The 22,568-nt window shown below is 55.9% G+C and carries 14 protein-coding genes and 1 pseudogene; 6 read left to right on the top strand and 9 right to left on the bottom strand.

Features of this window, described 5'->3' with window-relative positions; translation table 11 throughout:
* Positions 1–251 precede the first annotated feature (251 nt).
* The 4 genes from NAV33_RS12860 to NAV33_RS12845 form a co-directional block, all read right to left on the bottom strand.
* A complete protein-coding gene (locus NAV33_RS12860; protein WP_255980599.1) occupies positions 252–965 on the bottom strand; it encodes a TetR/AcrR family transcriptional regulator in 714 nt (237 codons plus the stop codon).
* A 194-nt stretch (positions 966–1,159) separates the two neighbouring features.
* On the bottom strand, positions 1,160–1,456 hold the full coding sequence (locus NAV33_RS12855) for an EthD family reductase (RefSeq protein ID WP_255980597.1): 297 nt from the start codon (positions 1,454–1,456) through the stop codon (positions 1,160–1,162).
* A gap of 57 nt (positions 1,457–1,513) precedes the next feature.
* Entirely contained in the window at positions 1,514–1,933 is a 420-nt protein-coding gene (locus tag NAV33_RS12850) for a RidA family protein (protein WP_255980595.1), read from the bottom strand.
* Positions 1,934–1,947: 14 nt separating this feature from the next.
* Positions 1,948–2,781 (bottom strand): phytanoyl-CoA dioxygenase family protein, encoded by an 834-nt coding sequence (locus tag NAV33_RS12845; protein WP_255980593.1) that lies wholly within the window; start codon positions 2,779–2,781, stop codon positions 1,948–1,950.
* A 555-nt stretch (positions 2,782–3,336) separates the two neighbouring features.
* Between NAV33_RS12845 and NAV33_RS12840 the strand changes: the two genes are divergently transcribed.
* The 3 genes from NAV33_RS12840 to NAV33_RS12830 are packed head-to-tail and all read left to right on the top strand — an operon-like array spanning position 3,337 to position 6,561.
* Positions 3,337–4,959 carry a methyl-accepting chemotaxis protein gene (locus tag NAV33_RS12840; protein ID WP_255980591.1) on the top strand — a complete coding sequence of 541 codons (1,623 nt, stop codon included), beginning with the start codon at positions 3,337–3,339 and terminating at the stop codon, positions 4,957–4,959.
* A gap of 25 nt (positions 4,960–4,984) precedes the next feature.
* A complete protein-coding gene (locus NAV33_RS12835) occupies positions 4,985–6,145 on the top strand; it encodes a hypothetical protein (RefSeq protein WP_255980589.1) in 1,161 nt (386 codons plus the stop codon).
* 11 nt (positions 6,146–6,156) lie between these two features.
* Positions 6,157–6,561, top strand: a complete 405-nt coding sequence (locus tag NAV33_RS12830; RefSeq protein ID WP_255980587.1) for a phosphate ABC transporter substrate-binding protein — start codon at positions 6,157–6,159, stop codon at positions 6,559–6,561.
* Positions 6,562–6,667: 106 nt separating this feature from the next.
* Here the strand turns inward: NAV33_RS12830 and NAV33_RS12825 are convergent, their stop codons facing one another.
* On the bottom strand, positions 6,668–8,194 hold the full coding sequence (locus tag NAV33_RS12825; protein WP_255980585.1) for a sensor domain-containing diguanylate cyclase: 1,527 nt from the start codon (positions 8,192–8,194) through the stop codon (positions 6,668–6,670).
* 975 nt (positions 8,195–9,169) lie between these two features.
* On the opposite strand from NAV33_RS12825, the gene NAV33_RS12820 reads away from it, so the two are divergent.
* Positions 9,170–9,472, top strand: a complete 303-nt coding sequence (locus NAV33_RS12820; RefSeq protein ID WP_255980583.1) for a hypothetical protein — start codon at positions 9,170–9,172, stop codon at positions 9,470–9,472.
* Between the two features lie 688 nt (positions 9,473–10,160).
* Here NAV33_RS12820 and NAV33_RS12810 read toward each other — a convergent pair.
* Entirely contained in the window at positions 10,161–13,943 is a 3,783-nt protein-coding gene (locus NAV33_RS12810; protein ID WP_255980581.1) for a hypothetical protein, read from the bottom strand.
* Between the two features lie 514 nt (positions 13,944–14,457).
* On the bottom strand, positions 14,458–14,781 hold the full coding sequence (locus tag NAV33_RS12805; RefSeq protein ID WP_255980579.1) for a helix-turn-helix domain-containing protein: 324 nt from the start codon (positions 14,779–14,781) through the stop codon (positions 14,458–14,460).
* 655 nt (positions 14,782–15,436) lie between these two features.
* Here NAV33_RS12805 and NAV33_RS12800 point away from each other — a divergent pair.
* Both NAV33_RS12800 and NAV33_RS12795 read left to right on the top strand, forming a co-directional pair.
* Positions 15,437–17,881 (top strand): AAA family ATPase, encoded by a 2,445-nt coding sequence (locus tag NAV33_RS12800; protein WP_255980577.1) that lies wholly within the window; start codon positions 15,437–15,439, stop codon positions 17,879–17,881.
* A gap of 307 nt (positions 17,882–18,188) precedes the next feature.
* Positions 18,189–18,299 (top strand): annotated as a pseudogene (locus NAV33_RS12795) (transposase); the annotation flags it as partial.
* A gap of 74 nt (positions 18,300–18,373) precedes the next feature.
* Here NAV33_RS12795 and NAV33_RS12790 read toward each other — a convergent pair.
* Positions 18,374–19,219: an abortive infection family protein gene (locus NAV33_RS12790; protein ID WP_255980575.1), complete on the bottom strand. Its 846-nt coding sequence runs from the start codon at positions 19,217–19,219 to the stop codon at positions 18,374–18,376.
* 135 nt (positions 19,220–19,354) lie between these two features.
* On the bottom strand, positions 19,355–22,384 hold the full coding sequence (locus NAV33_RS12785; RefSeq protein WP_255980573.1) for an RNA-directed DNA polymerase: 3,030 nt from the start codon (positions 22,382–22,384) through the stop codon (positions 19,355–19,357).
* Between the last annotated feature and the right edge of the window lie 184 nt (positions 22,385–22,568).

Raw genomic sequence — 22,568 nt, 5'->3', positions numbered from 1 at the left:
GCCTCCGACAGATGTTTTATTTATTATTTCATCTGTTATGCAAAGTACAGTACTCCTCCCCATCATGCAAAGCGTCATTTGGCCATTGCTTTAGCAGGATTGGACGGGCCTGAGTCTGTCGTAGATCCGATCGGGGTTCGTGCGCGATCCTCACGAGTGTTCGGCTCATGGGGCGAGGGTGTTGTGTTTTTTAGGAGCGTTCACAGCAAGAGACCGGGGTTCTCCCCGGTCTCTTGGGTGGGTACCACCGGTTACTTGGCCGAGGCCTTCGTGGCGGATGGCTTGCGTGCGGGCGCAGGCTTGGGAGGCGCGATCATGGTGATAAGGGCGTTGAGCAGGGCCTGACCGCGTTCCGCGCTGAATCGCTCGGGCTCGATCGGCATCAACATCATCCAGCCATCGCTGATGGCGCTGACCTGGTCGGCGAGCAGATCGGCGGGGATATCGGTTCGAATCAGACCCTGGCTTTGGCCTTTTTCCAGTAGCGCGGTGAACACCTGGCGGAAGCGCGCATAGCGCTGCTTGATGACGCTGGCGAAGGCGGGTTCATGGCGTGCGTGGGCGAGTAACTGCAGCCAGGTAAGCCAGCCATTCGGCTCGTCTCCGCCCATCGAGTCAAGCCATTGGCCAACGAGTCCTTTGATGTCGATCCGCTCCTGGTTGATCTCCAGTAGGGTGTCGATCTCATCGAACAGGTTCTGGGCTACGGCGGTGATCATTTCCTCTTTATTGGCAAAGTAGTAGGTCACGGCGCCTGTGGTGCAGCCGGCCTGTTGTGCCACCTTGCGCATCGAGGCGCCGGCATATCCCTCCTGCGCAATCACCCTGAGGGCGGCATTGAGCAGTTCGGCGCGCTTGGCATTGTGATCCCCCACCGGGCGTCCGCGGCGCGCCGCGGGTTCCGAGTCGCTCTTACGCACTTTACGGTTGCGGGGCGGGGAGGCGGGGGGTTGCGAGTCGGACATAGCAGATAGGGGCCGAGTTGAGTCGTTGATCCGTGGCAGGGAAGCGTTGCACCGGCGCCAGCATAGGGAAATTACCTGCAGAAAGCATCCTTGCCGCTTCGCGGTGAATGGCGTCTCGGCTGGCGGGGCACCGAGCCCGCGCTGATCGGGCGGGCCTGGGCGTCGCAACGCTTTTGCGGCAGGCGCGCGATGGGTCAGTCGCTGGCGCGGAAGATCAGCGGCGCGATGTTGGTGAAGTTTGCCACGTCGCCGATGACCTTGGCGGTCACGGGGGAGCCGAGCGCGGCATCGATACTGGCCTGATCCTTGAAGCGCAGAATGACCAGGCCCGCGAGAGGCTGCGGACCCGCCGCTGGAGAGAGGATCTCGGCCGATTGCAGCCCGAACTCACCCCAGGCGGCCTGGGCCAGCGGGATGTGGGTGGACAGATAGTAGTCCCGGTCGAAGGTCGAGCCTTCGGCCAGGGGATAGCTGACGATCAGGGTAGCCATGATGGGTTCCTTGCTGGTGATGTATCGGCGCCCATGAGGCGCTGAGTCGTGTTGTGATCAGGCGCTGCCGCAACCTGCGACCGCGACTGCACGGATTTCCACGCGCAAGCCAGGCAGGGCCAGTTCCGTGGTGCCCACCGCGGTCCAGGATGGATAGCGGTCGGGAAAATACTGGTCTTTGACCTGCGCGAAGGCCTGCATGTCGGCTTGAAGTTCGGTATGGAAGGTCATCAGCTCGACCACGTCGGCCAGGCTGGCGCCAGCCGCTTCGAGAATGGTCTTCAGAGCCTGGAACGCCAGATGCGCCTGCTCCTCGATATCCTTGCCCGGGGTCATGCTGGCGTCGACGATTCCGACCTGACCGGACACCCAGATCATGTCGCCTACGCGTGTCGCCTGGGAGTAATGGAAGGTGTCGTAGAACACCTGGGTGTGCGGCGGGTTGATTAGCTGTCGCTTCGGGGGTTGGGCATTCATCAGTGGATCTCCAGTTACACGAGCTGGCGGAAGGTGGGGTGGCGGAACGGCTCGCCCGCTTTCAGGTTCGATAGCTCCTCGGTAAACAGAATGCCCGCCGTCGGATAGCCCGAGCCGCTGTACTCCGGCAGCGGGCGGAAGGTCGCGTTATCGCCGAAAAAGCGGAATACGAAGGTGTGGCGATCCGGGAAGCTATGGTCGACAGGGGCGCCGCCATGCAGCGAGCCGGGGTGGATCAGCACCACATCGCCGGGTTCGGTGGCCCAGGACAGGATGTCGTAGGCGTCGGGGTTCAACTGACGCTCGGCCTCGATATCGGGCAGCCGGGGCAGGGCGTCACCACCATGCAAGGGCTGGGTCGGGTCGTTCGGATCGCGAAAGGTGGTCCCGTCATAGCGCGGGCCGCGGTGCGAGCCACGAATGATCTCCAGCGCGTTCTGCTTGGGCACGGATTCGAAGCTGATCCAGGCGTTGCCCCAGTGCTGGCCAGTCCAGGGCAGGTAGGAGGTGTCTTGGTGCCAGAGCGTGCGAGCCCCGTGACCGCCGGCCTTGAGAAATACCTCCTCGGCGAAGTACCAGACTTGTTTCGAGCCCCATAGGTCGGCGAACACCTGGCCGAAGGGCAGCGAGGCCACCAGTTCCTCCAGGCGTTCCTTAGCCAGCGGATTGGCGTTATCGACGTGTGATTGCTGCACAGTCCCACTGAACATGCGGGTGGCGTGGGGGCCATGGTTTGCCACCGACCAGTCGTAGGCCGCTCGGCACCGAGCCATTTGCTCCTCGTTTAGCAGACCTTTGATCAGGACTGCCCCATCTTCTTGGAACGCTTTGCGCAGAGAGTCGTACATGGTGCTTTTCCCCAGGACTTTTCACCGACGTGACTCGAGGCTAGCAGCAGATTTTAATTATCGCAACAGCTGTTATGTTAAGTCGTTTTTGGGGGGTGCGTTTCGCGGTGTAGGTGAGTGCTCCTTGCCCTTGCCCTTGCCCTTGCATTGCAGCGGGCAGCGCGGGCTATGCGCTCGACTCTTGGCCTAATCCCGGGCGGCAGTCCTGCCAGCCCGACGATCGCTCTCAGCTGCACCGATGAAGGACATGGCGTCAGCTTGTACCGATATCCACCCATCTTCTCCTTCTGCTGTGCACTTGCTTCATCTGCAATGCCTAGAGCGTTGCTCGGAAAGCTCAACCTGCAGCCCGGCGTTTTTTTTCCAATGAATGCAGGGGGCTTTTAACGTAACGATAGTTATGTAAAATACAGGCAGCAGTGTCTCGCTTCTGCCTTCCTGGGGTATTAGCTATGCCACTTCCATCTCTGGCTAGTCCTCGAGCAGCTACTAGGTGCTCTGAGTCTGTCGGTTGAATCATTTGTGCGATCACGGTATCGCGATGGATGTGCCCAAGTGCTTAAGAAGTTGTCACTGAGCTTGAAGTTGTCCCTGCTGCCAGCCGCTGCCTTGCTCGGTCTGCTGTTGTTCGTGGGCTACACCTCCGTGCAGTTGTCTGCCAACGATGCTCGCCTAGACACCCTTGAGGCTAGGTTCTTTCCCATATTGGAGAAGGCCGACGCGGCGAACTTCCAGTTCTCCCGCCTGCCCGGTTTGCTCAATAGCGCAGTGGCGGCCGGCGAGCTGGCGACGCTGAAGGAGGCGCGCAAGGTGTTGGCGGACATCGCCGAGCTACAGCAGCTACTGCAGCCGCTGATCCGTGCTAACAGCGAACGCGCCGGCGAATTGGAGAACTGGCGCCACGCCATCGGCCGCTATTCCGACAATGCCCTGTCCGCCTCCGAGCAATTGATCAAGGGCAGTGCCGGCTTCGAAGACCTGCGCCCAAGTCTGGACCGCATGGCCAGCGACCTTACCGCCGCACAACAGCTTGGCGCGGCTTTTCGCGCCCACGCCTACGAGGATTTCCAGAGCACCCTCGGCCAGGCCCGCACCGACAACGCCGAGACCACCCGCGCCGGATACATCCTCAGTGCCCTGCTGATGGCTCTGGTCGGTATCGGCGCCTGGTTGATCATCCGCGGGATCATGTGCAACGTGCACGGCGTGATCGACTCCCTGCAGGCCATCGCTCGCGGCGATGGTGACCTGACCCGCCGGGTCAATGTCGACTCGCATGATGAGATCGGCGAGATGACCCGGCTTTTCAATAGTTTCCTCGACAAGCTGCAGCGCACCATCCGAGAAGTCATCGATGCGGCGGACCCATTGCGGCAGATATCTCAAGAACTGTACCGGTTGACGAAGCAATTAGAGGAGAGAGCCACGTCACAGCAGGGCCACACTGACACTATTGGGTGCGACATTCACACCATGACCAACCGCATCCAGGAAGTGGCACAGCGCTCGCAGCAGGCGTCAGAAAGCGCCGGCTCCGCTTCGCGTCAGGCCGACGCCGCGCGCGCCAGCATCGGCTGTCTGTCCGACAGCATCAACGACTTGGGCAGTAGCGTGTTGGGGGCGGTGCAGGCTATGCAGCAGTTGGAAGAAGAGACCCAACAGGTTGGCTCGGTGCTTACCGTGATTCGTAGCATCGCTGAGCAGACCAACCTGCTCGCCCTAAATGCTGCGATTGAAGCCGCCCGCGCTGGCGAACAAGGGCGCGGCTTTGCTGTGGTCGCCGATGAAGTGCGCAACCTGGCGCAGAAGACCGCTGCCTCCACCGCCGAAATCCAGCAGATCATCCAGCGGTTACAGAACAGCTCCAACGGTGTGCTCAACGTGATGAACGCCAACGGCGGCAAGGCCCAGCACAGCATCGAGCGCTCGGTGGAAGCCACTCGCATGCTCGAGTCCATCGCTGTGGCGGTGGGCCAGATCGACGAGCTGAACGCCGACATCGCCCGGCTCACCCATGAGCAGATCGGCCTGTCGAGCTCTATCCAACAAGAAACCCAAGTGGTTCAGAAGGATGCGCAGGCATCTGCCAATGGGGCATGCGCCACTGCCCGTTTAGGCGAGCGGTTGGTCAGCACAGGCGATCACTTGCGTGCGGCCACGGTTCAATTTCGCGTTTAACGCCACATTCGAGGAGCATCACTTAATGACTGCAATACGCGTCATCAGCCTAGCGGCCGCGTGCTTGGCAGCCACACCCGTCTTCGCGTTCGAGCAAGGCAAATCTCGCTTCAACGGCTTCGGCACAATTGGTGTCACCCATCTGGGGGGGGAGGACGACGGTCGCGGCTACGGCGTTTCAGGTCAAACCACCGACTCCTGGCGCGGCGATCAGCTGAGCAAGTTCGGCGGTCAGCTGACCTACGGCATCACCGACACGGTCGACCTGACCCTGCAGGCCACCGCTAAGGCCTACGCCGATAAGTGGAAGGCGAACCTGGAATGGGCCTATCTGTCCTGGCAAAGCACCGACAACCTGATGCTGCGTGTCGGCCGTCTTCGCACGCCAATGTACATGTACTCCGAGAGCATCGACGTTGGCTTCAGCTATCCCTGGCTGCGCCTGCCGGACGAGGTCTACAGCCAGGTCCAGCTGTCCAACTACGAAGGTGCCGACCTGATTTACAACTTGCCACTATCGATTGGCTCCGTGGCTTTGCAGGTTGCCGCTGGCCAAGCCAAGGAGCGGGAGGAACATTATTTCGACGAGAACTTCGATGTGGACTACAGCCGGATCTTCGGAATCAATGCGAGCTTGGCCACCAACGACTTTGGCGCGTTCCGCGTCGGTTACGTCGAGGCTGATATCAAGACCGAGATCGCCGGCAGCTTCACTGACAACTTCGGCAACTCGAACTCCGCCACCCTGCTGGCCCTGGACAAGGACAAGGGGAAATTCACCTCGATCGGCTACCAGTACGATACCGGTACCTGGCTGACCGCCAACGAGTGGACCCATCTCCTGATAGAAGGGGACGGCACTGGCAGTACTCAGGCTTTCTATATGATGGGCGGTCGCCGCTTCGGCGACTTCCTCGCCCACGTCACCTACGCACAGCTGGACGAGGATGAGGGCCGTCAGAGCTCTTGGACCTTCGGCCTGAACTACAACGTTCTGCCGACCGTGGTGCTGAAAGGCGAGTACAAACGTGTCGACAGCCGCGGTGGCTACGATGGCGTGTTCGTGCGCAACGCTCAGGAGCTGTACGACAACTCCGCCAGCAACGTTTCCAACGGAGCCTTAGGCATTCCGACTCGCAACTACGACGGCGACATCATCAGCGCCGGCGTCGATTTCGTGTTTTAAGGATAAGGCATATGAAGCAGTCCATTCGCATCCTCCTCGCCGCCGCCAGCCTGGGTGCCGCCGCCCTGGCTCACGCCGAGGTTGCCGTGATCATCAACGCCGGCTCATCGGCCATGCTGTCCGAATCCGACGTGGCCAACATCTTTCTGGGCAAGAGCAAGTCGCTGAAGGGCGTCGACCAGAAGGATTGGAGCCCGACCAAAGAGAAGTTCTACGCCGCGGTCACCAACAAGAACGAGGCGCAGCTAAAGTCTTACTGGTCTGGTCTGGTGTTCACAGGCAAAGGCCAGCCGCTGCCTAGCGTGGCCAGCGATGCCGAGGTGGTAGCCAAGGTCGCCGCGGAGGCCGACGCTATCGGCTATGTCGACGAGGCCTCAGTTACTAATCAAGTAAGGGTGTTGCACACCTTTCCTTAAGGGGATTAAAAAGGCGCTTCGCGATAAGGTGACGCCGCGGGCCTATTTGGTCCGCAGCGCCGATGGGGCAATTCTTCTCACTCGATCTCGCATTTCAGCGGCATCTTTATCCTATTTCTACTCGATTGCGCCCTGCGTGTTTTGCTTGATAAAGGGCTGCATCCGCACGTTCGAACCAGCGCTCAAATGGCGCAGTATCGTCAACTTGCACTAGGCCAATGCTGACAGTCGAGTGCAGAGGGCCTTGGGAAGTTTTCACGATTTCCCTAGCCCAGCTTAAGCGTAGCCGCTGCAGCAAAGCGGTGGCTTGTTTCTGATCCGTATCCGGTAAAAGCAACACGAATTCCTCACCACCGAAACGAGCGAAGGGGTCTGTGCGGCGTATTTGAGCCTGGCACAGTTGACTGAACTGCTGAAGTACCTGATCGCCCACAGCGTGTCCGTACTGGTCATTGATCTGTTTAAAGTGGTCCAAATCAAAAACCGCTAAGCACAGAGCTGCTCCCTGTCGATTGCTACGTAACAGCTCATGTTCCGCTCGCTCGGCAAAGGCACGCCGGTTCAGGGCTCCGGTTAGCGGATCCCGGGTAGCCATAGTTCGGAGTTCATCTTCGAGTGCCTTACGGTCACTGACATCTCGGATTTCGGCTACTTGGCTTCCATCCTCCAGAGACACTATGCAGAATTCGGCGGAAAAGTGGCTTCCATCGCTACGTATGGCTTGGCGATCTTTCGGCTGCCCGTTAGCAGCTGTGATTTGGGCTGCTAGGTCATTGTCGACGTCGAATAGCGTTGTTAGAGGCTGCCCAATCAGCGCGTGGTGAGAACGTGTAAAAAGGCTTCCCAGCATTGGGTTGGCATCGACAATCACACCGTAGCGCGATATTAGAACCCCTGCATTAGCAACGTTCATTAGGCGCTCGAAGCGTTTTGCATTGACCTGTGCCGCAGATGCGTTGTGCTGGCTGTCGAGTAGTATTCGGCGCATCGTCAGTAGAGCCAAGCCGAACAGGGCAATAATCCACAACGGAACCCCCAAGTGGAAGGAAAGCAAGTACGACGCGGAGTGGTTTTCGTCTGGCTGCGCAAGCCCCGTTTGGCTCTCGAACAGAGCAACAAGGCCGCTGGCTGACGCAACTAGCGCCAGGCCACCAAATATAATCGCGACAAAGCGGCGAACATGGCGTAGTTCAACTTCGCCCCGTGCCAACCAAAGTGCGCAACTGGCTAATGCGGGCAGCAGCGCACCGAAGAGCGAATAAATGGCGAGCAATAGCTCAGAATTTGTATTCCCCGTTATCCATTGCCACGAAGAGATTGCGCAAATTGCCCCAGCACAGCTCGGTACGATCCACCAGGCCGGAGAGCGGTTGAGGAAGCTGAATATGCCTACAACCAGCAGAGCCTCTCCTGAAAGCTGCAGGGTAAAGCCGGCGATACGCATCAGCGGACTGCCCGTGGCTAAATCACCAATAAAAAGAAGCAAACCCAGAACGAGCGTCAGTACTCCGCAGGTCCAAATGCCCGGGCCATGGTAAGGGCGTGAGTAATACCATAGGGCAGTACAGGCTACCGCGCTGGCTGCCATCAGATTGATGCCTAGGAGAATGGGCGAAAAATACAGGGCAGTCATGGCTGTATCCTAGCTGGCTGTCAGAGTTGGCTTGGAGGTAAGGGTATGAGGGTGCGCGCCCATATTCCGCATGTTGGCTATAGCTAGCCGATTTAGTGCAAGGATTGTATTAGCGAACTTCTGGTCCCACAGGTACGCATCTTGCTGCGAGCAATGGGCTTGCCTGTGCGTCGAGGTAGACCGGCCTTTGGCTAAACAAGTAAAAATCTTAGGACAAATTTAGGGCAAAACCGAAGCCGTTTGACGCCGTCGTAAGCCACTTCGGATTTTTTTACAACCTGGTTTAGGTGGCCTACGGCGTTGCTGACGGTAGCCCTACGGGGTTCAAATCCCTATCTCTCCGCCATTACTTAACCTGAGAGCCCCGGATTCCGGGGCTTTCTGGTTTCTTGGGTCTGCCTAAGGGTCTTTGACCTACACTGCGGCGTCGGCTTGTCTCTGTTGGTCGTTGCCTCTGCCTTTTCGAGGTTCCTTGGGGCTCTATACAGCGCTCAATCCTAACCGCGAACTGGCTCATGCTTCATCGTGATGATGGTCTGTGTTTTCAGGTGTGTGGACATCGTGATTTCGGAGGTCCGACGGTTCTCGATTCGACGCTGAAAACGGCACTGGTACCAGCAGCTCTTTGCCGTCGACCGATGCTTCATGTAGCGCCGGCTTGCGAGTGGCATCAAGCATATCTTTTAAAGTGCTCTCTGAGCTTTCCATTGACCTCTCAGCAAGCTCTATAGGGCGCTCCGTCCACATTTCGATTTTGCCGTTTTCGTCGTAGTAGACCTTATGTATCTGGAAGGTGTCCCCCTCGATAGGGTCTAGGCTCTTTATGACCCTGTAGTTCTAGGTCTTTATGGGATTTCCCAGCTGTAGGTTCTGATGATGAAAAGGATAGCAAAAAGATGCCGCAGGTCTTCAACGAATGAAAGGCATGCAGCCAGGTCCCAGTGTAGAGAAGCCACTCATATTGGAGGCCCCGTCTTGAGCGCAGCCACTTTAGAAATACTCGTTCAGATCAAAGACCACCAGCGGGCGGCACTTGTTGGTCAGTCCGGAGACATCCGCTCAAGGATCGAGGCGTTGATTCAGGAAGCCGTCGAGCGGTACGAATTGGAGCAGAAGATCGAGGCGCTGCTGCCAGAGGTCATTCGCTCAGCAGCGGGCCAATGCCGCAATCGACGATGCAATGGCGTATTGCAAGGCGTCCAATCAGCACATAGCAGAAATGGAATTCAAGTACAGCCAGAGACGAAGCCGTGGCTGCACATGAGCATCCATACCTAATACAACTCCCGGGCTGTAGCGGAGCCGTTGGCCATTGCCATCGTCGTTTTTTGGCAAGCAGTTTCCCGACCAAGGGCCGCTCGCAGCAGACAGCTTTTCGGGGGGGGGGGCGAAGCCACGGTGGTACTCGCGCTGACCAAGCGGGGGTTCAGCATCATTCGCATCGGTGAAGATTAGTCCAAGACCGAGGTCACAGCCACGGTCAACGACTACTTCGACATGTTGCGCGCCGAGGCCGCCGAATCCGCCGGAGCGCCATACAACAAGTCCGAGCACAACCAAACACTCCGCTGATTACTCAACGGCTGGAGCAAATCCTCAGTCGAGCTCAAGCACCACCCTGTCAAGGGACCTAGCCCAGCATGTGTATCTGAAGCTACTTACTATCGGGCGAGTTTTCGGAGCGCTGTGGATTAGAGACCGGGAGGTAACAAGTTGAGCGGCGGCATCCGGCCGAGGCTGTGTAAAAACGTTTTCGAGTGCGACAGGTACTCAAAACCGAACGGAAAACCGCGCATCTAGGCGAAATCCGCAGCTGCTAACGTGCCGATAATTTCAGATTTCACGTAGACGCGCACATTTCAATTTTGACGAAGCGTTTTTACACACTCTAGGCCAAAAGCGGACGTTCACGAGTCTTGGCCTCTATGCTTGGGGGCTGCGAAAGCTGGGACGATTCACAGGGTTGCTAGAAGCTCTCTTTTCTGAGATTGGCTTCTATATCTTCACGTTTCCCATAGCGTTCGTAGCTTTTAGCAATTCCCTCCAGCATTGTTGCTACCACAGGATGAGAGTATTGAACTCGCCTCGCCTGATCACGGAAGTACGCTGCTAACGACCGTTCCTGATCCCCCCCATCCCAGGGTGACCGGCTGGTGACTCCCCGCTTATTCGATGTGCCAATGCAGAATCCGCTCCTCATTTCCTCTAGTTCAGGACTATCGAGTAGCTCTCTTACCGGAGTAAAAGGCCAAGTACCATCTTCATCTGCGGGGGCATGAGCAAGGATCTGCCCCAGAGTTTGATCGCACATGGTTGGTCGATCAGCATGGCTGCACAAATCACGTGTTTCTTTGATGAACTTGGAAAAAATATCCCCGTTAATACTTCCATCTGGCTGAGTTCCTGGTAGGCGCTTGCAAGAGTGCAGAATACTCCATGCACGCTTTGCAGCCGCCTTAGATGCTTCAGTCGGCTCTTCTCTGTCTCCATGCTCTGGTTTGTACAGTAAACAAATTAACTCCTTGAAGAGTTCTGGCTCCGACATGACTCCTTCGTACAAGGCATTGGCCTTGACTTCGCGCCCGTATTGAAGAAACGGAAACAGCCCAAACTCAAGATGTATTAGCGCCATCTTGTCAATTTCACCAGACTCCTCCAGCCGTCCTAACATTTTTTCTAGATGCCAAGACTCCAGTTTTAAGCCGTCCTCCACCTCTCCATGTAGTAGCTGCTGAAGAGCTGAAAAAAGCTGGGTAGGGTCGGTTTGTTCGAGGGAGTACTGGCAGTATTGAAGCGCGCTCAGGGGTCGTTTAGCCACCAAGAGACGCTCCAATACAAGCTCCAGATCCGTATCGCTACCTTGGTGATAAAGTCGCACGCCTTGCCAATAGGCTGCAGAAACTTCCGGTCCACATGCCTCCATCATCTGCCAGGTCTCCTGATTTGGTGTCGCCAAAATCAAGACCCGGGCCAGTTTTTCAGGCCGCCATCCGTCCTGTTTACTTAGTCCAATTACCGCTTGAAGAAGCTCACGCGAAGCCGGTGCAGGAAGTGTCTGAAGAAAGCCTGCGATACACAGACTCATGGGCATACCAGTAGAGAAATCCTCGCCCTTCGTTGTAATCCACTCTGGCCAGAAAATATCGTCCCAGACAACCCGGGCCAATGTGGCCCCGACAGTGCTGGGCTCAGCGCACACCTCGATTAGGCTCTCAATGCCGACCATGCCTTGAGCCTGATAAATCTCGGTTAATGCCGAGATTCTTCTCTGAGTGATGGCATTACCGCGCTCCCAAGAGTCGTCATCACGATCTCGGCTAGGTAACTCCAGCCAATGGCTGTCAAAAAGCCAGCAATGGCGAGCGACCAAGCTCTGTGGGGCAAGCAGCTCGTAGCATGCCTCTGCGGGCGACAACCATTCATTCAGTTCGTTAGCTGGTGCGTCGTCGTAGTTACGATGCCAATGAATAATCTGTCGTAGCGCAACCCGAATAATTTCCCGATCTTCATCTTTCGCTGTTGGCAGGGTGAAGGGCTCAATCAGCACCAGCACACTGGGTAGCTCCTCTCTATCTCTAAGTGTGGTTTTTTGCAGCAAAGAGACGATTCGAGGAGCGTTGCCTTCACTCAGTTGAAGTAGCTTTCCCTTAGCGAAATCCAGCATTTCATGCATTTCATCGTAAGTAACGCCACGGCCGGCCCCGGCATCGTCTTCGCGCCACTTTGGTCGATGGGCAGGGAAGGCCGTCCGTTGGCCGCCTGCAGCAATCTTTCTCAAAATACGAAAAGCGGCTTCAGCATCCCTTTCAATCAGTAAATTGAGCACTTTGATACGCTCCGGCAAGCTAGCTGCGGTCTGTGGCAGCCAAGAGCGAAAAAGACCGAACAAGCTCCCGCTAGGCTTATTGCCCCAGTTTCCTTTCATTGGGACATGGCTCAACTGGGCTAGGATGAGGGCCACTGGGGCCAAGCGTCGCGGAGCCCAGCCGAGGGTTTCCAATGCCCAAAGCAAGCCGGAGTGCCAGCAGCGTCCGCCAAACCCAGAATCAATGGTTTCGGTAATAAGTCTTGTCACTGGTTCATCCGGCATCCGTAAACTGCTCTGTACGGCACGGAGAAACGCATCTGGGGCGGCTTCTGCCAGGGTCGGCAGATACGAGGCCAGTGATAGCCAGCGTTGGTCATCGGCCTTATCGAGCAACTCATGAATCAACCCTGATACGCGCTCTTCTATGTGTAGTGCTTGGAGTCCCACTTGTTCTGATCCGCGCACAGCCAGTTTCATGAGTGAGTCGCAAACCGAATCGAACAGCAGTCCCGAGTGGGGATGAACCTTGCCGTGGACTTGTGCCATCCACCGCTCTTCTTCTGGTAATTCCAGTTGAGGATCAGGTGTTGAGAGCATTTCCCGCGCAATGGCAAAAAAACGATCCAGTTGGCCGCTGGTGATTCGGTCTCCACATTGGTCAAGCAACTCCAGCGGTGATTTTGCTTTCCATACCGCGCCAATATTCAGCAGCGGGGCATCATCAAGTCTGGCGAGTTGGCGTAAGTCGCACTCGATTTCTTCATAGGGACGAGCAGCCAGCCGTTCGACCACTTGTCGATCTGCAGCAGTGTCTGCATGCCAAGCTCCAAGCAGGCAAAGCAGGGGAAGGCTGCCCGCCTGTGGCGTAACCAGCCAAGCGGGCTGCCGGATTGCCGGGTTTATGGCTCTCTGCCTGCGGAGTACGGTCCAGGAGCGCCCGGTGCTTAGGGCACAACGTTTGGCATCGGATTCCTCCATGCCGGTAGCGACGAGGGCTTTCTCAAACTCGTAGATGTTCGGTCGCTCCAAGACCAGTTCATCACCCTCCGGTTTGCCGACCAAATCGCCCGTGGCGTGGGGCACGATCACCCGTAAATTTTCGCGCAATATCGGATTAAGAGCTGTCTCAGTCCTTGCTGCGATGGCAATGCGCAGTTGCGGATTCGCTTCCACATAACGCCATCCCTGAGGTTCGGTTACGACCATGGCATGGTCTTGCAGCTCACGGGAGGCCATTACCACCGCCACCGCAAAGGCTACGGCTTCTTCCACGCTGTCAGCACGTATCACCAGTAGATGATGCGAGTCCGACGAGGTGTTTGTCGTTTGAATTTTTTCACCCAGAGCGTCAAACTCTTGAGTGCGATCCATGAATAGGGCTTCGGGAGTGATAGGAGGTCTGCATTGCCGCGCCCACGAATCCCAGTAACGGGAAAGGCTTACGACGCCCCAGCCACTTAAACCCAGCTCTTCGGCAAACTGCAAAGCCACTGCCGGGTTTTGCTCGAGCCACTGCTCAAGGTCGTCTGCATCATAGGCCCGGACACCCGCCCATTCGCGTTTGCTGCACTGTTCCGCTACCCAGTCGAGTTTTTTTGCCCAGCGCCGAGGCGTGACAAAGACAAAGGTGCATGCTGAACGTTCTGCCTCGCTTATTTGCTCTGTCCGTTTTTGGTAGTCGCCGTTAGCTTTGCCAATCACATTTTGATCGCATCCGATTTCCCAGCGAGATGCTCCTGACGGCACCCAAGCATTACCCCTCTCACTGAAAAGAACACCGTCCCAGCCTGGTACATAGGTGGAGTCACCCGCAGGGAATGAAAGTTTGCGGGTCGTTTCGGGCACGAAGCAAAGCCGCCTCACCCAGCGCGGCAGATCATTTTGCGCTTCCTTGACTTGAGTACTTGCCCAGTTGACGATATGGGAGGCTGTAACTCGCATACTTCACCTCAGCAAAATTGGGCTCCGTCATCCCAACCGATTCATGATTGGGGAAAGCCTAATTGATGGCCTATTTATGGAATAAAAGCACTGTAAAGATCACAGCGTCGCCAGGAGATGCGACCGTCGGTCACGGTGAGCCGAGAGGGGTAGTTACGATGCGGATAGAACTCTGATCATGAGGCACACGTTATAGACTTTCACCGCTGATCGGCCCCGTGGAACAGCATAATCATGGTTAGAGTCTCGGCCGTTCCTAGCCGGAACCATTTCCTCATAGGCTGACAGGGCTGCGCCTTAATTGAAAAAGCCCTGCACTTGGCAAGGCTCTTGGTATTGCGCGCAGCTTAGGAGTGGTCGTCTAAGCAATCCTCACAGACATTTTGACCGCCAATCACTCCTACAGCCCGAGGGTTCGTGCACATATCGCAACCTCCCTCACCCTCACCCTCGTCTGAGTCTTTTTCTTCGTTCAGACTGAAATCTCGGCTGCTCATAATTTCAATGCCCCCGCTCAACTATACGACAGGGTAACAGTGCCGAAGCCGCGGCTCTTTAGCTCTTCGAGTATCTGCTCCAGAGTAGAGTCGGCAAGGGTTTCACCAATCTCTTGCTTCTTGGCTTCGGCTTCAACTTCTTCGTCATCTACTTCAAACAGAGCTTTGTTCAGCTCCTGCCACGTTCCCATTGTTGGCTGAGCCTCGCCGCGCTCGTAACGCCCCGGCATGACCTTGGAGATGCCAGCGCGCTCTGCAAGATCTGAGAGAGTCAGGCCGGCGTCTTTACGTGCGCTGCGTAGAGCGGAGCGGAAATTCGAACTTTTGGGATTGGGTAGCATGTGCGAATCCTTGCGTTGGGGAGGAGTACACAGTGTACCTACAAAAGGTATTCTGCAAGTGGTATTTGAACACCATTCGTGTACCTTTATCCCTTTCACGCAATCCGAGTTTGACCGGGTAGCCTCCGGGCTGTGCGTTGCCCCGAGGCTTTGGCGCCGTAGGTAGCAAGCCGCAGGCACTGATGGTCGCGGCGAACTTGCAGGGCGGTGCTCCCGTTATTACCACCCAACAAGTCGTTCAAGCCAAAACTGCTTCACGGCGCTGCTCAGCACAAGCGGTCAGTCATGCATGACGACTTTCGATCCGAAGCTGCCTGTCGCCGTGAACTGCCGTTTGCTGGCTAGAATGCCCGCCCCTGTGCGCAACATGGACAATGGTTCATTTGCTCAAGACGTTAACCTGCCTCTCGGGCAAATTCTGCAGTCACGACAAGGTGCACTGCAAAACCGAGGTTGCACGCTAAAGGGAAACTCAGGACGTGCCATTAGCTGAGGCTCTATCATAGGCATTACAGACTGATGGGTTATGGCCAGCTTTACGCAGATGTCATCAGGTCCGGTCTAAGATGCAATGGCTGAATCAAAACTAGGCTCCTATCAGTAGCTACTCCTCGGATGTTTTTCAGCCGCGTAATGGATTACAAAAGGGAATTTCATGGCTTCAGATCTTCAATTTTGTGATCGTGAATTGGAGCTTCATCAGCTCATTGACTGCTGGTACAGAGCGAAAGACCTAACCTCCCCGGAGCCCTCCTTGGTTGTGATCAAGGGCGAACGGGGGCTGGGCAAGACTCGTCTTGCCCTGGAGCTTTATCGCTGGCTTTCACTTCACGAGGATGACGGCTACTGGCCTGACGATTTGAATACTGCGGGCAAAAACCTGGACGTTAACCCAGCCCCCGAACTATGCAACTTTGCCTTACCCATTCCTTACCTATGGTGGGGGATGCGCTGTGCGAACCGCGAGGCTGAAAACAGTATTGCTGGGGATGCCATCGCTAGTTACGACAGGCTTGTCGCCCCGCATCTTTTGACGCTCTCCATGCGTGCGATGATGCAAAGTCGGGCCATTTCAATCGGCAAGGCTTGGCTTTCCGTTGGCATCGATGCGACCGCGAGCGTGCTGCAGGTCGATACGCTACTGTCCGTTGGGAAGGCCGTTGGCGAAAGTATAAAGATCGTAAAAAGTGGTCTAGATCAAAAAGGCGAGATGCATGTCCGCACGGCGGCTATCAAGCACGCTCAGTCCCGAAGCGATGCACTTCTCGCTGATCTTGAGAAAGTCTTTAATCCAGCGCTGCGTAGCTTCGCCAAAACCCCTGGTGTACTGTTTGTCGACGATGCTCAATTCTGTGCCCTGGATCCAGCACTACCGAGTTTTTTGGAGCGTTTACTCAAGCTGGCTACTACGCAGAAGTGGCCAGTATTAATTCTGGCAACGCATTGGCGCCGGGAGTTTTCTGAATGGGGTGGGGCGCCCACCAAAGTGTCACAAAGCTCACTGCCGCAAATCATCGCACGTGTGGCGTGTTTCGATATCGGCTTGGTCGTACACGAAATCGATCTTGCCGTGGTTGCTGATCTTAAGCCGGCACTTCACGGATGCTTTCCCGGCCTCACAAAATATCAAAAGCGGCAGATCCTCGAACGAGTAGGCGGCAATCCACGCTTTCTCGAGCAGATGATAGCGTTGATGGCTGAGAGCGAGGATTGGTTCATCGGCTGTGATACTTCGCAGCCACTCACTCCAGAGGGTCTGAAAGACATCATCGAAGCGACCCCGGATATTTTTACTACGGTGATGAGACGTCTGCGCGCTGCGCCGGAGGGGGTTCAACAGGTGCTGGGACTGGCAAGCGCGCAAGGCATGCAATTCCTGCCACGGATTGTGCACGAGATGGGAGTTACTCTCCTTGACCACTATCTCGAAGGTCATCTAGCCGCTGCCGAGGACCCCTACAGTATGGTCGTGGGTACTCGGTCTGGGTCACGCGTAGGGATGTTCTCAGAACGTTTGGTACAAGAAGTCGCGACAAAGCGCCGTCGTTCGCTTCTTTCGCTAGGAACCGAGCAACAAATTGGCAACGCGCTACGCGAGCGGCTTTGTATGCTGGTGGATCATCCGCCTACCGACCAGGAATACACTGAGGACGAGGTATCACTTGCCTATCGCCTCGCTGTACGAGAGTTTGGTGACAGGGAGGGAAGGCCCGACAATGTACGTCTCGAAAAAGCCATTGTACGGCTGATTGCCATGGAGCGCCGCAGAGGCTCGAATGAAGCTGCTTTAACCTTCGAAACTCAACTGTATGAAATTCCATCGATTCCTGCGAGTGAAGAATTTTGGCCATGCTGGCAGGCCGCTGCACGCCATATTCAAGCCTGCGCGAAGGGTAAGGATGTCATCTGGATCAAAACCGAACTATCCCCGCCCATCATGGAGCACCTCAGTTTTAGGATTAAGAATCAGATCTTCCTGGTTCGCGTCATTGATGGGGATGACAAGGTCGAGAGTCCTGGGACGACCACCGGTTTGATCCATCATGCAGAACAGTGGAATGGCATCCCATGCCTGCTGCCGACCCGTATGGAAAAAGGAGAATGGAAACCCGTAAATTCCGGTTGGGGCCTCGTTCATGCAGTGGATAACACGCCGGTATCTCCGCCGGACCTTGATAGTGATCTCGTAGTGGACATGACTGAGTGGGAACTCTACGATTTCGCGGTCGCGTGCGTGAGGCAGCACATCGAGCGAACCCTTGGCCGAACTGTGGCCAACTATTGCAACAATCCTCGTATAAACCCTAGCCTGTTCTTTGAGGGCGATGACAGCCTTGAATGGGTTGTCGTGCGCGTCGCGCGCGGTGAGTTTGGCGGGCGGCGGCCCGAGGACGCGATGTTGACTCAAGCCATGCTGCGAGATAATGGCTACCCGACGGGCCACTTCGCATCGATTGGCGTGGTCTCGGCTGATGGGCCCTCCGAGCCATTGATCAGGGGGGGCGCAATGCACGTGTACTTCGAAGGGCTCGAGCCTTTCTGGGACGGCCGTCCGATGGCTATCACCGCAGGATCACAATGGCGGAAGACTCCATTGTAATTGTTTGAGCGGTAGTGGGTTGGCTCAGTGCAACACTGAAGAAGATGCGCGTCACCGTATCGCTATATAGCGAAGGGGGCTCAGCTCAGTCCGTCACTCGAAAACTCCAGAGTTCTACCACTGATAGACCGCTTCGACTATTAAGACGAAACTCTCTCCGCCTAGAAAATGCTTGAGATCTTTGCGGTCAAAAGTTAGCAGTAGTCCGCATCACGTCGGTTACGGCCCTTCGCGAAAGGTGACCTGCTCCCCAATTTCAGTACCACGCCGAACTTAGTAGAGTCCGTTTTCCGAGCAGGAGACGGCAGTGAAAAAGCGTTTTACGGAAGAACAGATTCTCGACTTTCTCAAGCAGGCAGAGGCCGGTGTGCCGGTGAAGGAGCTGTGCCGGAGGCATGGCTTCAGTGATGCCTCGTGGCTCAGCCCGCACCTTGGTGGGCTTGGGGATGTAGCGGATTTTTCCTCGATCAATTGGAGTCCGGCGGCTTGCAACTAAGACAGTCGACGCTCACGTTTCGCCAGCTTGCCGAGCAAGTATGCCGAGATAGTACCTACGATCTCGATCGCAGCTTTAGCCTCCTCCGATGAGAGCGTGGGCACCCAAGGTCTCCCATGGCCAGCACCCTGCTTATTTCGTACTCGGTTGACGCCGAGAGCAGCGGTGAACAGGCCACGCTCCATCGACCTAATTGCAGGTTCACCAGGCTGCTCGGGAATCTCTGGCACTGCTAGCTCAAGGGCAATGAAGGCCATGCCTAATAGGCCCTGGAAATTCGCCTTTTCTGGATAACGACCTTCGAGGCTCATAAGCACGTGGGCTGCAGTTGCCTCTAATAAATCCTTTCCAGTGCCCGCTACGAGCGCCGCATCTTCAGCCCCTTTCTGGGCACGAAGGGCATAGGCCCACAAAGCATCAGTCAATTCTGCCCCGGCGAGCGCGGTCAAAACTTTGGGGGATACAGTTCCATCGTCCGCTAGATTAAAGCCTTCTGCGTTGAAAGCTCCCTTAGCGTTATCCACGGCCTCCCGGCCCACGTAATTCGCAGAAGTTTCGCGGAAACCGCCACAGGCCCGGACTTTAGATAGGAGTCCAGCGACTAAGCGAGACCCTGCCTCAGGCTGTAGTTCCATCGCACTGTAAAGAACCGCACGAACTCGCTTCGCTTTGCCAATGGTTTGCCCTTGCTGCCTTGGATCATGTTTAGAAAGACCGGCGGTATTTACTTGAAACTCAATGTCGGCATGGGATAGCTCGCGGTAATTGCCATTATTTCCTGAGTCGTCTACAAGCTGCGCCAATGCATGGACGATCGTATCTGTAAGCGGGATGGTATTCATAGGCCTCTCACCCTTTCCCTGCGGCTGACTATCCGAGTGCCGGCGAATGTGGTGCGTTGAACTGATGAGACTCAACAAATCTATCGCGCATCAGCAGTGCAAAGCGTTGTTCTCTATACCTATTCATTTTCTAATCTATGCCTTGGGTAATACTTTCCGATCCGCGGCCATATCCTCGCTAAAACCATCTGGTACAGGCTTAAAACCTGAGGCTGGCGAGCGGTGGCTGGACTGGAACTGGCGCAGGCTCAATACGTCGATTTCACCTGTAATGCAGTAGTCGTGGTTGCCCCCCTTGACGCGCAAAATGTCGCGTTTCCAGCGGTCCTTGTATGGGGCGCGGATACGGCTATCACCGAAGCGGCGGTTGTTGCACTGGATGATGTAGGCATGAATATCCAGGGCGGCAGACTCCACCAGCGCATTGAATGTGTCGGTGTCGCTGTTCCACTCTGGAACAAACAGCGCATCGACCTGGCCGCGTAGGTCAGCGCGGTAGCGGATATTCGTCAGCTCGCTACAAATCATGATGGCAAAGCGGAATTCACCATGCTGGATGACTGGAGGCTTTTGCCACTGCTGTTCTTGAGCGGGCTTCATCTGTAGGCCGGCCAGACGAAAGAGCTCTTGCTCCTCATGGAATGCTGGACGTTGTTTATCCTGGCGATAGAGCATCAGCGAAGGGAACCCAAGACCGTCGTGAGTGAGCGAAGCCCAAACCTGGTGGCGTACATACTTTTTCGGCGCGTGGAGGTACTCGACCCCGGTGATCAAAGATATGCCACGGCCCTTGAGCTTGTCGGCGATACGCATAAACCATTGGGGTGGTAATGCCACTTCCGGGAGGATCAAGTAACCAGCGCCGTCAGGCCGAGAGATCAGTTCGTTGATCAGGCGATTGATCCGTTGGTAACGGTGCAGACCGTCCGGGTCGGGCAATCCCATGATCGCGGCGGTAAAGCTTTCATCTTTGGTTTCCAAGCTCGCTACAGCGATGGTCTGCTTGGCTTTGGGATCTCCGTCGGGGATATACAACACCTGCTTTTTGTCGAGGTGCGGCATCTTGTGCTCAGTCAGCTCAAAGCCTCGTAGTGCCTGCACCACAAGCCCCAGGGTCTGGCGGCTGGAGGCAGCAAAAGGAGTGGGCACTATGAGGTAGAGCTCATTGAGGCTGAACGGTCGAGTGGCAAAGGTAAGTCCAGGCGGTGTACCGCGTTTAAACCTGAGCCAATTGGCCAGCGTGGCGATGCCGTCGCTCATCTCATCAGGCAGCAATTTCTCTAAGTCAGCAGTTGTGAGGTTTTTACGGAGTGGAATACCGCGCTGGCTGACCATTTCCTGAGGAAGGCCTCCAAAGCGAAGGGGAATATGGGCAAGGTCGAAGCTGAACATACGAGCTTGAAGCTTCTGTATGTGCTGGCTGGTGATGTTCATTGGCCTGACCAGGAAGTTACTCCAGATGATGAAGGCAAGGCTCTCCATATGGCTTGTCATCTGGTTCTTCCAAGCGGTAGCCCCCGACTTGCTTAGGCGGGAAGGAAAAGCTGAAACGATGCTCTGCGCTGTAACTTCCCAGATAGATCGTTTCCATAAATGTCGGGCTTCGGCTGGCACGTCGGTCACGGTCAGGCTTTTGATCTCCAGAGTGCAGTCATTTTCAACTTTGTTGATTAGGCCAGTGAGTGCGCTGATGATCTTGTCTAGGTACTCAAAATCTTCACAGGCCGTAGCCATACGGATGATACGTGGCAGGTATTGAGCCAGCTCGAAGAACTTCACCGGGGTCAGCAGATGCTCGATGACTGCGGCGAAAAAGGCATGACGGTGTGCTTGCCAGTCCTCTGGGGGGATATCACGTTCGAAGGCTTCGTAGTTGCGGAGGCTGAGTGCAAAGCCAGCTCGGTGCAGCGTCAGGGCATCTGTTTTGCGTAGGTTGTCTGCTTGCTCACCGGCTAGGTTGGTAGCTTTGAGCAGATCCGTTGCCACGGTGTTGGGCGAATTCGGCAGGTCCGGTAAAGCGCGCCATTCGCTGGCACGTTGGTTGATCTGTTCGGAAATGGCGTTGACCAGAGCGGTGCCTGCAGAGCCCCCAAGGATGAACAGCTTGTTTTTGCTGTTTTCAAAAGCGATGCGGTCCTTTTTGAGATAGTCAGGCTTGAACAGGATGCTGCCTTTATCTTTTTTGAGCAGATCCTTTCCGCCGTCGCGACTAAAAATCCACTCCCAAAACTGCTCGGTGCTTTTGATGTCGCTGGCGTTTTCCATGACCAGCAGAATGTCATCCACATAACGACCGTAATAAAGCGGTACTACTTGTTGCTCGATGAACTGGTCGAGCTTGAGTAGCGCCGCGTTTGCGACTACAGCAGACGCAGGCAAACCGACGGGTAAACCTTTTTTTAGTGGTGTTTCTTGTGCCCAGGCCAACAAGGCGGAGATGAACAGGCGGTTAAGTTTTGACTGCGATTCGCTCAGCTCAATTTTGGCTAACTTGAGGAAGCTATCATCGAGCATAAAACCGGGGCTTAGCTCGTGATAGAAACTGCTGACATCGGCTGTCAGGGCTAATACTTTTTTCTTCTCGCTCAGGGCAGTGCGCATCGCCTTGATGCCACCGTCGCGCCACTCGCGAAAGGGCCTGAGGTAAGGCTTGAAGGAGCCAAGTGCCCACGTGTTGATCTCGTCATGCCGGTTACGGCGCAGGCGGCTGCCAAAGACGTTGCTGCTGAGCTGCTTGTCGAAGAGACCGCCGACTTCCATCATCCAGAGCGATGACAGCACGTGAAAGTCGATGCTGCAGCGGGCCATGAGGCGGAATACGGCGGTGGGTTGATTGCCGGCCTCCGTCGCGCTTAGCCACTCAGCTTCCGGTGAGGCGAAGATCAGGCTTTGATCCTTCTCTGCCTTCTCTGCCTTCTCTGCCTTCTCTGGCCGGATTTCTTTGGGTGCCAGCGTCCAAGTGCCTAGAAAATCGGGCTCTTTCACCCAATCCTCGCTACTGGCTTCAATCTGTTCTTTCAGACGAGCAAGGTTCTTGCCCAGATCATCTTCATAGTCGACGATGTCGAACAGCGAGGGGTTGGTTGAGTAGTAGAGGTCAACCTTGGCCTTGCGGTAGGCAAGGCCAAGGTCGGAAAGCGATACCGATATTTCAGCGACGTCCATTTCTTAACCTTCGGCAATCCTTAGATATCCCGGATATTACCGAAAGCACGCATGACTGGGCGAAAGTAATGCAAAGTGCTCGATCTCTACTAAATGGTTGTCATGAATAGACTAACGGACTACCCGTAGGCAATTTAACGGGCAGCTTTTGGCCGACACCGGCCAGTCATGAGCGAACGCTCTC

Source organism: Stutzerimonas stutzeri (assembly GCF_024448715.1).
GTDB classification, from domain to species: Bacteria; Pseudomonadota; Gammaproteobacteria; order Pseudomonadales; family Pseudomonadaceae; genus Stutzerimonas; species Stutzerimonas stutzeri_AR.
The sequence above is the reverse complement of the archived record's forward strand: the minus strand, read 5'-3'. Positions and strand labels throughout refer to the sequence as shown.

Coding starts and splice junctions, on each gene's coding strand:
- NAV33_RS12845 (WP_255980593.1), bottom strand. CDS start 2,781: ATGTACGACTCTCTGCGCAAAGCGTTCCAAGAAGATGGGGCAGTCCTG.
- NAV33_RS12800 (WP_255980577.1), top strand. CDS start 15,437: ATGGCTTCAGATCTTCAATTTTGTGATCGTGAATTGGAGCTTCATCAG.
- NAV33_RS12835 (WP_255980589.1), top strand. CDS start 4,985: ATGACTGCAATACGCGTCATCAGCCTAGCGGCCGCGTGCTTGGCAGCC.
- NAV33_RS12790 (WP_255980575.1), bottom strand. CDS start 19,219: ATGAATACCATCCCGCTTACAGATACGATCGTCCATGCATTGGCGCAG.
- NAV33_RS12860 (WP_255980599.1), bottom strand. CDS start 965: ATGTCCGACTCGCAACCCCCCGCCTCCCCGCCCCGCAACCGTAAAGTG.
- NAV33_RS12850 (WP_255980595.1), bottom strand. CDS start 1,933: ATGAATGCCCAACCCCCGAAGCGACAGCTAATCAACCCGCCGCACACC.
- NAV33_RS12810 (WP_255980581.1), bottom strand. CDS start 13,943: ATGCGAGTTACAGCCTCCCATATCGTCAACTGGGCAAGTACTCAAGTC.
- NAV33_RS12855 (WP_255980597.1), bottom strand. CDS start 1,456: ATGGCTACCCTGATCGTCAGCTATCCCCTGGCCGAAGGCTCGACCTTC.
- NAV33_RS12825 (WP_255980585.1), bottom strand. CDS start 8,194: ATGACTGCCCTGTATTTTTCGCCCATTCTCCTAGGCATCAATCTGATG.
- NAV33_RS12830 (WP_255980587.1), top strand. CDS start 6,157: ATGAAGCAGTCCATTCGCATCCTCCTCGCCGCCGCCAGCCTGGGTGCC.
- NAV33_RS12805 (WP_255980579.1), bottom strand. CDS start 14,781: ATGCTACCCAATCCCAAAAGTTCGAATTTCCGCTCCGCTCTACGCAGC.
- NAV33_RS12785 (WP_255980573.1), bottom strand. CDS start 22,384: ATGGACGTCGCTGAAATATCGGTATCGCTTTCCGACCTTGGCCTTGCC.